Origin of the sequence: Streptomyces sp. NBC_01341 (assembly GCF_035946055.1) — a bacterium.
Classification (GTDB): domain Bacteria; phylum Actinomycetota; class Actinomycetes; order Streptomycetales; family Streptomycetaceae; genus Streptomyces.
In genome coordinates this window covers 2,623,372-2,637,380 of the sequence record NZ_CP108364.1, presented here as the reverse complement: position 1 = coordinate 2,637,380, position 14,009 = coordinate 2,623,372, and the positions used below count along the sequence as shown (strand labels likewise).

Below are 14,009 nucleotides of genomic sequence, written 5' to 3'. Positions count from 1 at the left end.
GCCCCGTGAGCCGTACCGCAGGGACACCGAAGAGGACAGAGACCGTCGCCACGGACGCCGGGGAGGCCAGGATCACGTGGCTGCCGGCGAAGGACGCGCGCCTCGTGCTCGCCGTCGGCCACGGCGCCGGGGGCGGTATCGAGGCCCGTGACCTGCAGGCCCTGGCCGCCGTACTGCCGGGGCGCGGCGCGACCGTGGCCCTGGTCGAGCAGCCGTGGCGGGTGGCCGGGAAGAAGCTCGCACCGGCCCCCAGGACCCTGGACACCGCGTGGAGCGGGCTGTGGCCCGCGCTGGCCGCGTCCGGGCTGCCCGTCGTCGCGGGCGGGCGCAGCGCGGGGGCCCGGGTCGCCTGCCGGACGGCTGCCGCACTGGGCGCCCACGCCGTGCTCGCGCTGAGTTTCCCGCTCCACCCGCCGGGGAAGCCCGAGAAGTCCCGCCGGGACGAACTGCTGGAGGCCGGAGTGCCCGTCCTGGTGGTCCAGGGAGGCCGTGACCCGTTCGGGCGTCCGGAGGAGTTCCCGGCCGGGGACCACGGGCTCGTGGAGGTGCCGTACGCGGACCACGGCTTCGCCGTCCCGAAGAAGGCCCCGCTGACCCAGGATCAGGCGCTGGACCTGCTCGCCGGCGCGGTGGCCGGGTGGCTGGACGGACTGCCCCGGCCGGCGTAGTCCTCCTCACACCCGGACCGCCGGTGCGAAGCCCGGGAATGCGGCATGCGGGGCGGCTGTTGTGGCTGGTGTCGGTACAACAACGTCGTACGTGGAGAGGGAGTCCGTCGCATGGGTTCCACCATCTGCCCGAGCCGCTCGAGCGCCGCCGAACTCGAGTGGACGGTGCTTCACGCGGCCAAGGGCGCGCCCGGGCACGCGCCGGGCACAGCGGAGCGACAGCCCGCGCAGCAGCAAGGTCGACTATTCTCCGACGGGAGTGGGTCCGCTTTCGGCCCCACCACATCGTTGGAGGAGGTGGGTCCGGTCACTGGGACCGACACAGGGACCGACGACGGCCGTGCGCAGGAGACGACTGCCGAGCGCAACGCGCGCTTCGAGCGGGACGCCCTCGGATATCTCGACCAGATGTACTCCGCGGCGCTGCGCATGACGCGCAACCCGGCGGATGCCGAGGACCTGGTCCAGGAGACCTACGCGAAGGCGTACGGCTCCTTCCACCAGTTCCGTGAGGGCACGAACCTCAAGGCGTGGATGTACCGCATCCTCACGAATACCTTCATCAACTCGTACCGCAAGAAGCAGCGCGAACCCCAGCGGAGCGCCGCCGAGGAGATCGAGGACTGGCAGCTGGCACGTGCGGAGTCGCACATGTCGACCGGTCTGCGCTCGGCGGAGTCCCAGGCGCTCGACCACCTGCCGGACTCGGACGTGAAGTCGGCGCTGCAGTCGATTCCCGAGGAATTCCGGATCGCTGTGTATCTCGCGGACGTAGAGGGCTTTGCGTACAAGGAGATCGCGGACATCATGGGGACACCCATCGGTACGGTCATGTCCCGGCTGCACCGGGGGCGCCGTCAGCTGCGCGGCATGCTGGAGGACTACGCGCGTGAGCGCGGACTCGTCCCGGCCGGTGCCGGTGAGTCGGACGAAACGAAAGGCTCGGCCTCATGAGCTGCGGAGAGCCGCACGAGACGGATTGCTCAGAGGTTCTCGATCATCTCTACGAGTTTCTCGACCATGAGATGCCCGAGGGCGACTGCAACAAGTTCGAGGTGCATTTCGAGGAGTGCTCCCCGTGCCTCGAGAAGTACGGCCTGGAGCAGGCCGTGAAGAAGCTGGTCAAGCGCTGCTGCGGGCAGGACGACGTGCCTGCCGACCTGCGCTCGAAGGTGATGGGGCGGATCGACCTGATCCGTTCCGGACAGGCCGTCCCCGAGCAGGACGTGGCCGTGGGCGGCGCCGACCGTCCGGCCGCCGCTGCGGAGTGACGGTTTCCGTCCCCGCGCACTGAGCGCCGTTTCCCCGGCCGTGTCACCCGAATGTGCTAATCCGGCCCGTTCGATCCCTCCGTGCAGCCCAACTCGCTAGCCTGGCGCCCTCATTTTGACCAGGCTGGGGGCGGGCGATACGAGTGAGGGGCACACCGGGGGCGGCGCGCGTCCACATCCTGTGCGTGGCCGTCTGCGCCGCCCTCTGCGCCGTGCCCGCACTGTCGGGCGCCGCGACACCCTGGGGCACACTCGCGCTCCTCGCCGCGCTCCACCTCGCCTGCGCACTCGTGGGCCGGGTCCCCGTCCTCGGCAGCCGGCTGCCGGTGGACGCCGGATCCTTCCTCCCCCTGCTGATCGCCGCCGCGTTCCTGCTGCCGCCCTCGGCAGCGGTCCTCGTCGCCGTACCCGGCTCCCTGGCGTGCCGGGTCGACCGGCCGCCGTTCGCCGCGCGCCGTGTCTGGCGGGCCGCGCAGCTCGCCCTCACCGTGGGCGCCGCGTCGTGGACCTACGCGTTCCTGGGCGGGCCCGCCACCCTCGGCGGTACGGCCGGAGGAACCCTGCCGGACCTTCCGTACGCCCTGCTCCCGGCCTGCGCCGCGGCGCTCGTCTTCAGCCTCGTGCCGGCCGCGCTGGACGGCGGCATCCTCGTCACGGCCGAGCGGATGGCGGTCGGACACGCGTGGCGGGGGCTCGCGGCCCGCTCCGTGGGCCCCCATCTGGTGCACGCCCTCGCCGGGCTGATGATGGCCGTCCTGTGGCGCAGCCCGTACGGGCCGGTCTCCGCGCTGTTCGTCCTGCTGCCGATGTACATCTCCTGCTGGGTGTTCGCGCAGTACCACCGCCGGCACGCCGCGCACCGCGCGACCATCAGGGCGCTCGTCCAGGCCGTCGACATCAAGGACGGCTACACCCGCGGGCACAGCGAGCGCGTGGGCCGCGCCTCCGAGCTGATCGCGCGTGAACTCGGCATGGAGGAGAGCCGGATGGAGGCGCTGCGCTTCGCCGGCATCCTGCACGACATCGGCAAGCTCGGCGTCCCGACCCGGGTCCTGCGCAAGGACGGACCGCTGACCCCCGAGGAACGCGGGATCATCGAACTGCATCCCGAGTACGGCCACGAGATCGTCCGGGGCATCGGCTTCCTGGACGAGGCGCGCGCCGCGATCCTGCACCACCACGAGCGGCTGGACGGCAGTGGGTATCCGTACGGCCTCTCCGGCGACGAGATCCCGGAGTTCGCCCGGGTCGTCGCCGTCGCGGACGCCTTCGACGCGATGACCTCGACCCGCTCCTACCGGCGCGGACGGCCGGTCCCCGCCGCCGTCGAGGAGCTCAGGCGCTGTGCCGGGAGCCAGTTCGACCCCCTGATGGTGTGCGCCCTGGCACGCGCGCTCGACCGCCACGGCTGGTCCGCGGCGGCGAACACGGTCACGTCGGAGGAGGAGCCGGCGGGTCTGCCGCGGCAGCAGCGCCCCGGGGAGCGGCCGCCGGCCGCCGGAGCACCCGACCGGCCGGGGCGGCCCCTGTGACCTCCGCACGCGGGACCCAGAGCGCCGCCCTCGTGGTTCGCGCCGCCGCCTCCACCCTCGCCGCCGCCGCACTCGCCCACACCGTGTGGAACGGCGTCGCCCAGCCCGGCCTCGCCCTCGCCTTCGGCCTGCTGATCACCGTGGGTGAACTGGCCCGCTGGGGCGCCCTGCCCGGTGAGCGCGAGCCCGCGCCCCTGGGGGCCGCCGGCGCGCTCGCCTACGCCCTGCTCGGCCGGAGCGCCGGGCAGGCGACGACGCACGACGCCCTCCAGGTGGTCACCGTCGTCGTCGCGGCCCAGCTCCTCGCCTCCGTGCCCCACCTGGCCCGGGGCAGCGGCCCCGGGCCCGACCAGGCGGCCCGCCGCGTCCTGGCGGCCGCCTTCGCCGCCGTGTGCTTCCAGCCGCTGCACCACTCGGGCCTGAGCGAGCGCTGGCTCGGCGAGGGGCCGTACGTCGCCGTCCTCCTGCTCCTGCTGCTGGTGCTCACCGCCCTGTGCGACGCCGTCCTCGCGGCGCTCGCGGCGGGCACCGACCGTCCGTACGGGCCGCGGCTGCGCGACGAGCTCCGCGCGCTCAGCGGCATCGGGCCGGCGGTGTGCGCGACCGGTGCGGTCATGGCCCTCGGGGTCGCCGCCGCGGGACTGTGGGCGCTGCCCGTCCTGTGCGTGCCGCTGCTGCTCACCCAGGTGTCGTTCCGCCGCTACGCCGCCGTCCGCACGACCTACCGGCAGACGATCGCGTCGCTGGCCCGGTCCACGGAGATCGCCGGCTACACCCCGCACGGCCACGCCCGCAGGGTGGCCGACCTCTCGTCGGCCGTGGGGCGGGAGCTCGGGCTCGGCGGCCCCGAACTGACCGTCCTGGAATACGCGGCGCTCATGCACGACATCGGTCAGCTCTCGCTCGTCGATCCGGTGCCGCACGGGGCCACCGCCGCCCTCCCGCCGGAGGAGCAGCGCCGCATCGCCCTGCTGGGCGGGGCCGTCGTGCGGCAGACCGGGGTGGACCCCGCGGTGGCCGTGGTGGTGGAGCGGCAGGCGGATCCGTACCGGGAACAACAGACTGCCGCCAGAATCGTCCGTACGGTCAACGCGTACGACGACCTGTGCGGGGAAGGCGGCAAGGGGTCCCTGCGGGCGCTGGAGCAGCTCAGGCTCGGCACCGGCCGTGACTACCAGCCACAGGTGGTGGAAGCGCTGGCCAGGGTCCTGGCGCGGGGCGGTCCCGTGCCGGTGCGGACCGGGTAACCCATGGGTAATGAGCGAGCGTCCTGCCCGGCATGGTTGGATGCGAAGAGAGCGGCAAACGAGGGTGTCCAGTCGGGACAGGCGGGAATCGTGAGGATCTTCGGGAAGGTACGGCATCGGCCGTCCGCCTCTTGGCGGCAGGCCACGGACCGCGCGTTCACGCTGATCGGCGACGGCCGGTACGAGGACGCGGGGGCGCTGCTGACGCGCGCGGCGGACCTGGAGCCCTGGCTCTCCGAGTCCTGGTTCAATCTCGCGCTGCTGCACAAGTTCCGGCACGACTGGGAACAGGCGAGGGCCGCGGGACTGCGGGCCGTCGCCCTGCTGGACCGGGAGTCCGGTGCCCCGGACTGGTGGAACGTCGGGATCGCCGCCACCGCGCTCCAGGACTGGCCGCTGGCGCGCCGTGCCTGGCAGGCGTACGGGCTCAAGGTGCCCGGCAGCGGTCAGTACAACGCCGCGGCCAACAGCGAGCCCACGGGCATGGAGCTGGGCAGCGCGGCCGTGCGGCTCTCGCCCGAGGGCGAGGCCGAGGTCGTCTGGGGCCGCAGGCTCGATCCGGCACGGCTGGAGGTGCTGTCGATCCCCCTGCCGTCCTCCGGGCGGCGCTGGGGCGAGGTCGTGCTGCACGACGGCGTCCCGAACGGCGAGCGGGTCACGGCGGCCGGGCCGTCCTACCCGGTCTTCGACGAGATCGAGCTGTGGGCGCCCTCACCCGTCCCCACCTGGGTGGTGCTCCTGGAAGCCGCCACCGAGGCGGACCGGGACGCGCTGGAGCGGCTCGCCTCGGACGCGGGCTTCGCCGCCGAGGACTGGTCCTCGTCGGTGAGGCTGCTGTGCCGTGCCTGCTCCGAGAGCCGGATGGAGAGTGACGAGGGCGACGGCGAGCACCTCGATCCGCACGACCACAGCGAGCCGGGCCACCCGGGCCCTCTCGGGCACCGGACCGCCGGTGACCTGTGGGTTCCGGAGCGCGAGTGCGGGATAGCGGCCCCGGCGGGGCTGGTGCGAGGCCTGCTGGACGGCTGGGTCGCGGACAGCCCGGACAGCCGTGAGTGGCGTGATCTGGAGGAAGTCTGCTGAGCGATGCCCGTAGGCTGTACGCGCACCGATCGCGGTGCGGTACTCACGGGTTTCAGGCTTGCAGGAAGGCTTACGGCGAACATGTCGCAGCAGGAGACGGACCAGCGGACCGGTGTGGACGACGAGGGATTCCTCGTGGACACAGAGGACTGCGAGGCACGTGAGGCGGCGTACCGCGAGCGCGGCACGTCCCGTCCGATCACGGTCGTCGGCAACCCGGTCCTGCACAAGGAGTGCAGCGACGTCACGGAGTTCGACGACGAGCTCGCGCAGCTGATCGACGACATGTTCGCGAGCCAGCGGACGGCCCAGGGCGTGGGCCTGGCCGCCAACCAGATCGGAGTGGACCGCAAGGTCTTCGTCTACGACTGCATGGACGACGACAACGTCCGGCACGTCGGCGTGATCTGCAACCCGGTGATCGAGGACCTGCCGCCCGAGCAGCGCCACCTCGACGACTCCAACGAGGGCTGCCTCTCCGTCCCCACGGCGTACGCCTCGCTCGCGCGCCCCGACTACGCGGTCGTGCGCGGCCATGACGCCCAGGGCAACGCCGTGAAGGTGCGCGGCAGCGGGTACTTCGCGCGCTGCCTCCAGCACGAGACGGACCACCTGAACGGCTACCTCTACATCGACCGGCTCTCGAAGCGGGACCGCAAGGACGCGCTGAAGCAGATGGAAGAGGGCACTCCCCGCTATGAGGTCGTCCCCAACGACTGATCCCGGACATTCTCCCGAAGGGGTCCCGCCGCGGGCGGGGCCCCTTCGCCGCGCTGTGGGCGGCGGTGCGGGAGCCGGCGGATTTCCCCTCCAACCGGCGTTCCCCGGGGCGTGGTTGACGCGCGTCGACCCGTCCGACAGGCTCAGCCGTACGCCCACCTGTTCACCCCATCGTGCAGGGAGACCCCCATGCTCAGACGTACCGCACATCTGCTGCTCGGCCTTGTCATGACCATGGCTTTCGCGATAGGCGGGGCCGTCGTCACCGCGGGCACCGCGCAGGCCGACGGCTGTTACACCTGGACCCGCACCCTGTCGCCGGGTGCCACCGGCAACGACGTCACCCAGCTCCAGATCAGGGTGTCCGGCTACCCGGGGTACAACTCCGTACTGGCCATCGACGGTTCGTACGGCCCGGCCACCACGGCGGCGGTCAAGCGCTTCCAGTCCGCGTACGGCCTCGCCGCCGACGGGGTCGCGGGCACGGCCACGCAGTCCAAGCTCTACGCGCTGCAGGACGACGACTGCACGCCGATCCACTTCACCTACCCCGAGCTCAACACGTGCAACAGCACCTGGGCCGGCGGGGCGGTGGCGGCGGGCACGGCGAAGGCCAACGCCCTGAGCAGCATGTGGAAGCTGGAGGCGCTGCGGCACGCGCTCGGTGACCAGTCCATCCGGGTCACCAGCGGCTTCCGGTCCACCTCCTGCAACGCGGCGGTCGGCGGGGCGACGAACAGCCGCCACCTGTACGGCGACGCCGTCGACCTTGGATCGGGGCCGCACTCGCTGTGCACCGTCGCGCAGCAGGCCCGCAACCACGGCTTCAACGGAATCCTCGGCCCGGGCTACGCCGGTCACAGCGACCACATCCACGTCAACCAGGGGCCCAGTCACTTCTGGTCCGCCTCCGGCTGCGGCATCTGACAGCGCTCCGGGGGTCGTCCGGTCAGGCCGCCCGGCCCCCGGAACGTGCGGCGGCGGACGGCACCCCCGCAAACGCGGGGCGCCGCGCGGCCGGTCACGGCCACGCGGCGCCCCCACCTCAGGTCGTGGGCGAGGGGCTAGAAGTCGTCGTCGAAGCCGACGGACCCCTCCACCGCCACCTGGTACGCGGACGGCCGGCGCTCGAAGAAGTTCGTCAGCTCCTGCACGCCCTGCAGCTCCATGAAGGAGAACGGGTTCTCCGAGCCGTAGAGCGGCGGGAAGCCGAGCCGGGTGAGCCGCTGGTCGGCGACGCACTCCAGGTACTGGCGCATCGACTCGGTGTTCATGCCGGGCAGGCCCTCGCCGCACAGGTCACGGCCGAACTGCAGCTCCGCATCGACCGCTTCCCGCAGCATGTCGGTGACCTGCTGCTGGAGCTCGTCGTCGAAGAGGTCCGGCTCCTCCTTGCGGACGGTGTCCACGACCTCGAAGGCGAAGTTCATGTGCATCGTCTCGTCGCGGAACACCCAGTTGGTGCCCGTGGCGAGACCGTGCAGCAGACCGCGCGAGCGGAACCAGTAGACGTACGCGAAGGCGCCGTAGAAGAACAGTCCCTCGATGCACGCGGCGAAGCAGATGAGGTTGAGCAGGAAGCGGCGGCGGTCGGCCTTCGTCTCCAGCCGGTCGATCCTCTCGACCGAATCCATCCACCGGAAGCAGAACTGCGCCTTCTCACGGATCGAGGGGATCTCCTCGACCGCGTCGAACGCCGCCGCGCGGTCCGCCGGATCGGGCAGATAGGTGTCGAGCAGCGTCAGATAGAACTGGACGTGCACGGCCTCCTCGAACAGCTGACGCGACAGGTAGAGGCGCGCCTCGGGTGAATTGATGTGCTTGTACAGCGTCAGTACGAGGTTGTTGGAGACGATCGAGTCACCCGTCGCGAAGAACGCCACCAGCCGGCCGATCATGTGCTGCTCGCCGGGCGAGAGCTTGGCGAGGTCGGCGACGTCGGAGTGGAGGTCCACCTCCTCGACCGTCCAGGTGTTCTTGATCGCGTCCCGGTAGCGCTCGTAGAAGTCCGGATAGCGCATGGGGCGCAGGGTCAGTTCGAAGCCCGGGTCCAGCAGGTTCTTGTTCTCGGACGCACTCATCACTGGCAGGCCTCGCAGGACTCGGGGTTTTCGAGGGAGCAGGCGATCGCGTCCGCGTCGGGCGACGACGCCTGCTGTACGGGAATGGGGGCGGCGGCCGCGGCCTGCCCGGACGCCGCGCGGGCGATCCGGGTCGCCGGACGCGAACGCAGGTAGTACGTCGTCTTCAGCCCCTGCTTCCAGGCGTACGCGTACATCGAGGAGAGCTTGCCGATCGTCGGCGTCTCCAGGAACAGGTTGAGCGACTGGCTCTGGTCGAGGAACGGCGTACGGGCGGCCGCCATGTCGATCAGACCGCGCTGGGGGATCTCCCACGCCGTGCGGTACAGCGCCCGGACGTCCTCCGGGATCCAGGCGAAGCCCTGCACGGAACCGCTCGCCTCGCGCAGCGCCTCACGGGTCCGGGCGTCCCAGACGCCGAGCCGCTTCAGCTCGTCCACCAGGTAGCCGTTGACCTGGAGGAACTCGCCGCTGAGCGTCTCACGCTTGAAGAGGTTGGAGACCTGCGGCTCGATGCACTCGTACACCCCGGCGATCGAGGCGATCGTCGCCGTAGGCGCGATGGCCAGCAGCAGGGAGTTGCGCATCCCGGTCCTCGCGACCCGGGCGCGCAGCGCGTCCCAGCGCTCAGGCCAGCTCAGCTCGGTGTCGTAGTGGTCGGGGTGCAGCACTCCCCGGGCGGCGCGCGTCTCGGACCAGGCGGGCAGCGGACCCGACCGTTCGGCCAGGTCGCAGGACGCCTCGTACGCGGCCAGCATGATCCGCTCGGAGATCTTCGTGGACAGGGCGCGCGCCTCGGGGGAGTCGAAGGGCAGCCGCAGCCGGAAGAAGACGTCCTGCAGGCCCATCGCGCCGAGGCCCACCGGACGCCAGCGGGCGTTGGACCGGCCGGCCTGCTCGGTCGGGTAGAAGTTGATGTCGACGACCCGGTCCAGGAACGTCACGGCGGTGCGCACGGTGGCGTCCAGCCGCTCCCAGTCGATGGTGCCGTCGGCGACGAACGCACCCAGGTTGACCGAGCCCAGGTTGCAGACGGCCGTCTCGCCGTCGTCGGTGACCTCGAGGATCTCGGTGCACAGGTTCGAGGAGTGCACGACCCGGCCCGGCTCGGCGGTCTGGTTGGCCGTGCGGTTGGAGGCGTCCTTGAACGTCATCCAGCCCTGACCGGTCTGCGCGAGGGTGCGCATCATCCGGCCGTACAGCTCACGCGCGGGCATCGACTTGCGGGCCAGGCCCTTGGCCTCGGCCGCGCGGTAGGCCGCGTCGAACTCGTCACCCCACAGGTCGACCAGTTCGGGCACATCGGCCGGGGAGAACAACGACCAGTCCGTGTCCGCGTCGACGCGGCGCATGAACTCGTCCGGGATCCAGTGCGCGAGGTTGAGGTTGTGCGTACGCCGCTGGTCCTCGCCGGTGTTGTCGCGCAGCTCCAGGAACTCCTCGATGTCCGCGTGCCAGGTCTCCAGGTAGACGGCGGCGGCGCCCTTGCGCCGGCCGCCCTGGTTGACCGCGGCGACCGAGGCGTCCAGCGTCTTGAGGAACGGCACGATGCCGTTGGAGTGGCCGTTCGTGCCGCGGATCAGCGAACCCCGGGCGCGGATGCGGGAGTACGAGAGGCCGATGCCGCCCGCGTGCTTCGAGAGGCGGGCCACCTGGTGATAGCGGTCGTAGATCGAGTCCAGCTCGTCCAGCGGCGAGTCCAGCAGGTAGCAGGAGGACATCTGCGGGTGCCGTGTGCCGGAGTTGAAGAGGGTCGGCGAGGACGGCAGGTAGTCGAGGCGGCTCATCAGGCCGTACAGGGCGGCCACTTCGTCCAGGGCGCGCCGCGAGGTGTCCTCGGCGAGCCCGGCGGCCACGCGCAGCATGAAGTGCTGCGGGGTCTCGATGACCTGCCGGGTGAGCGGGTGGCGCAGCAGGTAGCGGCTGTGCAGCGTGCGCAGGCCGAAGTAGCCGAAGCGGTCGTCCGCCCCGTCGGCGAGCGAGCGCTCCACCAGTGCGTCCAGGGCGGCCGCGTGCAGGGTGACGAACTCGGCCGTACGGTCCGCGATCAGGCCCTCTCGGTGCCCGACGGCGACCGACGAGGAGAAGGAGACCGCGCCCTCGCCCGCCGCCTCGTCCGCGATCGCGAGGGTGAGCAGCCGGGCGGCGAGCCGGGAGTACGCCGGGTCCTCCGAGATCAGACCCGCGGCGGCCTCGGTGGCCAGCGAGCGCAGCTCGGCCTCGTCCGCCCGCGCGCTCCGGCCGCGCAGCGCGGCGGCCGCGACCCGTCCGGGGTCGGTGTCGGGCAGATCGGCGGTCAGACCGGTCAGGGTCCGCAGCAGCGCGGTCCCGGGCGCGTCGGTCGTGGGGCTCTCGGATTCCGCGGCTGAAACCGGGTCTGCTGGCGCGATGGTCACTGGGGCTATCCCTCGCTCGGCTCGGGGCCTGCGGGAGCGGGGCAGCCGGGCACGGACACACCCGGGGAGGGAGCACGGCGCGCACGGCGTCCACCGGCCCTCCGCGGGGCCCGGACGTCTCGGCGTCCGGTTCGGTCGAGCCGGACGCGCTGTCGGCAGGTCTTCGGACTCCGCGGTGCGCGAATGCCCACCGATCACACCGTTGCGGGACAGTTCCGGATTCGCACCGGATTCCCCTGCGGCGACAGCGAGGTCGAGCATACATGTGGGGGCTGCTGATTGAGGCAGCCCCCACATGTAGTGTCGTGATGGGTCAAAAGGCGAGACGGAACGTCAGCAGGGTGAAGCCCGGGAGAGGGCTCCAGTCCCGCTCCGGGGTCCGTGCGAAGCCGAGGCGCCGGTAGATGCGGTGGGCGGACTCCATGGACGCCTGGGTCGACAGGACGACCCCGGAGAGCCCCTCCGTGGCGCGTGCCCGCTCGACACAGGCCCCCACGAGCGCCTCGCCGGCACCCCGGCCACGCGCCTCCCGGGAGACGGCCAGCATCCGGAACTCGGCTTCGTCGCTCCGGGCGACGTCCGCCCACGGGCTGCCGGGAGCCACGTAGGTGACGCCTCCCAGCAGGCTGCCGTCGGAGCCGACCGCCGCCAGCACGAGCGCCTCCGCGGCGCGCCGTCCGACGGCGCGGAGCTGTTCGAGGTACGGATCGGCGGAGCCGAAGTCCAGCAGTCCGTCGCCGAGATAGGCCTGGGCCGTGATCTCGCCCAGGGCCTCGTGCTCCGTGGCGCGGACCGGTCTGATCGAGACATCCATGCGCGGAGTCTGCCTCAGACGGCGGCCCGGCGCACGTGCCTTTCGGGGGAGCCGGCGAACCGGCCCCGCACACGGGCCCGTCCCGGCAGGGCGGACCCTGCCGGGACGGACGGCGTCACGGGCTACAGGCGTTCCAGGGGCTCGTGCTCGCCTCCCGGCGCACCCACCGTGGCCGGCGGGAGCGTGACCTTGACGCCGGGCTCGCCGACGTCCGCGGTGTAGTCGGACGGCGAGGTCTCGTCGATACCCGCCGGGGCCTTCAGCGCGTTCAGGACGAAGGTCAGCACGACCACGACGACGATGTTCAGCACGATCGCCGTGAGACCGATGTAGCCGATCTCGCCGATGCCGGGGATCTCCTTCGAGGAGCCGCCGAAGTGCTTCTGCGTCGGGCTGGCGACGCCGTACGCGGCCACCGTGCCGTAGATCATGCCGACGGCCCAGCCTGCGATCAGGGCCCAGCGGTGGAACCACCGGGTGAACAGGCCGCCCACCAGCGCGGGCATGGTCTGGAGGATCCAGATCCCGCCGAGCAGCTGGAAGTTGATCGCGACCGTCTTGTCCATGGTGAGGACGAAGGCGAGCGCCCCCACCTTGACGAGCAGCGAGACCAGCTTGGAGACCTTGGTCTCCTGGGCGGGGGTCGCGTCGGGCTTGATGAAGTCCTTGTAGATGTTCCTGGTGAAGAGGTTCGCGGCGGCGATCGACATGATCGCGGCTGGTACCAGGGCGCCGATCCCGATCGCGGCGAAGGCCACACCCGCGAACCAGTCGGGGAACATGTTCTCGAACAGCTGGGGGATCGCCAGCTGTCCGTTGTCGACCTTGATCCCGGCGGCGATCGCCATGAACCCGAGCAGGGCGAGCAGGCCCAGCATCAGGGAGTACAGCGGCAGGATCGTGGTGTTGCGCCGGATCACCTCACGGCTGCGGCTGGAGAGCGTCGCCGTGATCGAGTGCGGGTACATGAAGAGCGCGAGCGCCGAGCCCAGTGCCAGCGTCGCGTAGCCCCACTGGCCCATCTCCCCGGGCACGAGCGCGCCCCTCGGTTTGCCCGTCGCCTCGTTCGTCTGGGCGAACGCCTCGCCGGCCTTCGCGAAGATGTCGTCGAAGCCGCCGAGCTTGATCGGGATGTAGATGATGGCCACCGCGATGACCAGGTAGATCAGGCCGTCCTTGACGAACGCGATGAGCGCGGGGGCCCGCAGTCCCGAGGAGTACGTGTACGCGGCGAGGACCGCGAACGCGATGAGCAGCGGCAGGTCCTTGACGAACCAGTGCGTGTTCTCGCCGCCGCCGACGCCCATGACGTCGAGTACGGCCTGGATGCCGACCAGCTGCAGCGCGATGTACGGCATGGTGGCGAGGATGCCGGTGAGGGCCACCGCCAGCGAGAGCCCCTTCGAGCCGAAGCGGCCGCGGACGAAGTCCGAGGTGGTGACGTACCCGTGCTTGTGCGACACCGACCACAGGCGGGGCAGGAAGGTGAAGATCAGCGGGTAGACGAGGATCGTGTACGGGACGGCGAAGAAGCCCGCCGCACCCGCCGCGTAGATCGCCGCGGGGACCGCGACGAAGGTGTACGCGGTGTACAGGTCGCCGCCGAGCAGGAACCAGGTGACCCAGGTGCCGAACGACCGGCCGCCCAGACCCCATTCGTCGAGGCTCGCCTCGTTCTCGGCCTTGCGCCAGCGCGCGGCCATGAATCCGATGACCGTGACGGCCAGGAAGAAGAAGATGAACACGGCGAGTGCGACGCCGTTCACGCCGTCCTTCATGCGGAAGCACCTCCCTTGCGGGAGCGCTGGTCACGCTGCCACAGCTTGTAGGCGACCATGGTGAGCGCGGTCGAGATGAGCACCCAGAGCATCTGGTACCAGTAGAAGAAGGGGATACCGATGAAGGCCGGGTCCACCTTCGCGTACGAGCCCACCCAGAGCATCGCCACGAACGGTGCGATCAGACAGAGCGCGATGACCACCCTGACGGGTGTCACTGTTGGTGGTTTCGCCTCGGTTTTTTCTGACATCGGCAACTCCGTCCCCTCGCTGATCACCTGTTGTAATGCGCAGGAAATCTAGGCGAGGGTTCCGCCCAGCGTCACCCCCCGTCCGCATTGCGGTCCTGCAACAGTCCGCAAGATACCCGGAACGACCGGATCCCCCCGCGTGCGCGCGAAGGGATCCGAGGCTGCGCG

13 protein-coding genes and 1 riboswitch are annotated in these 14,009 nt (G+C 71.1%); of the genes, 8 read left to right on the top strand and 5 right to left on the bottom strand.

Annotated features, from left to right (window positions below; genetic code table 11):
- Window positions 1-5 precede the first annotated feature (5 nt).
- The 8 genes from OG206_RS11215 (at window position 6) to OG206_RS11180 (ending at window position 7,448) form a co-directional block, all read left to right on the top strand.
- Window positions 6-668, top strand: coding sequence for an alpha/beta hydrolase family protein (locus OG206_RS11215; RefSeq protein ID WP_327114873.1), 663 nt, complete (start codon window positions 6-8; stop codon window positions 666-668).
- 297 nt (window positions 669-965) lie between these two features.
- Window positions 966-1,622 carry a sigma-70 family RNA polymerase sigma factor gene (locus OG206_RS11210; RefSeq protein WP_030123667.1) on the top strand — a complete coding sequence of 219 codons (657 nt, stop codon included), beginning with the start codon at window positions 966-968 and terminating at the stop codon, window positions 1,620-1,622.
- Window positions 1,619-1,939 carry a mycothiol system anti-sigma-R factor gene (rsrA, locus tag OG206_RS11205; protein ID WP_327114869.1) on the top strand — a complete coding sequence of 107 codons (321 nt, stop codon included), beginning with the start codon at window positions 1,619-1,621 and terminating at the stop codon, window positions 1,937-1,939. Before OG206_RS11210 ends, rsrA begins: the two co-directional genes overlap by 4 nt.
- A gap of 143 nt (window positions 1,940-2,082) precedes the next feature.
- Complete coding sequence (locus OG206_RS11200) at window positions 2,083-3,471, top strand: HD-GYP domain-containing protein (RefSeq protein WP_327114867.1); 1,389 nt, start codon at window positions 2,083-2,085, stop codon at window positions 3,469-3,471.
- Window positions 3,468-4,718: an HD-GYP domain-containing protein gene (locus OG206_RS11195; protein ID WP_442805833.1), complete on the top strand. Its 1,251-nt coding sequence runs from the start codon at window positions 3,468-3,470 to the stop codon at window positions 4,716-4,718. The genes OG206_RS11200 and OG206_RS11195 overlap by 4 nt, the downstream gene beginning before the upstream one ends.
- Window positions 4,719-4,808: 90 nt before the next feature.
- Entirely contained in the window at window positions 4,809-5,801 is a 993-nt protein-coding gene (locus OG206_RS11190) for a tetratricopeptide repeat protein (protein WP_327114865.1), read from the top strand.
- 81 nt (window positions 5,802-5,882) lie between these two features.
- A complete protein-coding gene (gene def, locus OG206_RS11185; RefSeq protein ID WP_327114863.1) occupies window positions 5,883-6,521 on the top strand; it encodes a peptide deformylase in 639 nt (212 codons plus the stop codon).
- Between the two features lie 189 nt (window positions 6,522-6,710).
- The gene (locus OG206_RS11180; RefSeq protein ID WP_327114861.1) at window positions 6,711-7,448 is read left to right on the top strand and encodes a D-Ala-D-Ala carboxypeptidase family metallohydrolase; all 738 of its coding nucleotides are present in this window, start codon (window positions 6,711-6,713) and stop codon (window positions 7,446-7,448) included.
- A gap of 137 nt (window positions 7,449-7,585) precedes the next feature.
- Here OG206_RS11180 and OG206_RS11175 read toward each other — a convergent pair whose 3' ends face one another.
- The 5 genes from OG206_RS11175 to OG206_RS11155 all read right to left on the bottom strand — a co-directional run bounded on the left by OG206_RS11175 (window position 7,586) and on the right by OG206_RS11155 (window position 13,841).
- A complete protein-coding gene (locus OG206_RS11175; RefSeq protein ID WP_327114859.1) occupies window positions 7,586-8,602 on the bottom strand; it encodes a ribonucleotide-diphosphate reductase subunit beta in 1,017 nt (338 codons plus the stop codon).
- Window positions 8,602-10,998 (bottom strand): ribonucleoside-diphosphate reductase subunit alpha, encoded by a 2,397-nt coding sequence (locus tag OG206_RS11170; RefSeq protein ID WP_327114857.1) that lies wholly within the window; start codon window positions 10,996-10,998, stop codon window positions 8,602-8,604. Before OG206_RS11170 ends, OG206_RS11175 begins: the two co-directional genes overlap by 1 nt.
- Before the next feature lie 137 nt (window positions 10,999-11,135).
- A riboswitch (cobalamin riboswitch) is annotated at window positions 11,136-11,259 on the bottom strand.
- Between the two features lie 52 nt (window positions 11,260-11,311).
- On the bottom strand, window positions 11,312-11,812 hold the full coding sequence (locus OG206_RS11165; protein WP_327114856.1) for a GNAT family N-acetyltransferase: 501 nt from the start codon (window positions 11,810-11,812) through the stop codon (window positions 11,312-11,314).
- A 122-nt stretch (window positions 11,813-11,934) separates the two neighbouring features.
- Window positions 11,935-13,590: a monocarboxylate uptake permease MctP gene (gene mctP / locus OG206_RS11160; protein WP_327114854.1), complete on the bottom strand. Its 1,656-nt coding sequence runs from the start codon at window positions 13,588-13,590 to the stop codon at window positions 11,935-11,937.
- On the bottom strand, window positions 13,587-13,841 hold the full coding sequence (locus tag OG206_RS11155; protein ID WP_327114852.1) for a DUF3311 domain-containing protein: 255 nt from the start codon (window positions 13,839-13,841) through the stop codon (window positions 13,587-13,589). Before OG206_RS11155 ends, mctP begins: the two co-directional genes overlap by 4 nt.
- Between the last annotated feature and the right edge of the window lie 168 nt (window positions 13,842-14,009).

Excerpts from the sequence above, each read along its gene's own strand:
- OG206_RS11175 (WP_327114859.1), bottom strand. The coding sequence starts at position 8,602 with ATGAGTGCGTCCGAGAACAAGAACCTGCTGGACCCGGGCTTCGAACTG.
- mctP (WP_327114854.1), bottom strand. The coding sequence starts at position 13,590 with ATGAAGGACGGCGTGAACGGCGTCGCACTCGCCGTGTTCATCTTCTTC.
- rsrA (WP_327114869.1), top strand. The coding sequence starts at position 1,619 with ATGAGCTGCGGAGAGCCGCACGAGACGGATTGCTCAGAGGTTCTCGAT.
- OG206_RS11165 (WP_327114856.1), bottom strand. The coding sequence starts at position 11,812 with ATGGATGTCTCGATCAGACCGGTCCGCGCCACGGAGCACGAGGCCCTG.
- OG206_RS11155 (WP_327114852.1), bottom strand. The coding sequence starts at position 13,841 with ATGTCAGAAAAAACCGAGGCGAAACCACCAACAGTGACACCCGTCAGG.
- OG206_RS11180 (WP_327114861.1), top strand. The coding sequence starts at position 6,711 with ATGCTCAGACGTACCGCACATCTGCTGCTCGGCCTTGTCATGACCATG.
- def (WP_327114863.1), top strand. The coding sequence starts at position 5,883 with ATGTCGCAGCAGGAGACGGACCAGCGGACCGGTGTGGACGACGAGGGA.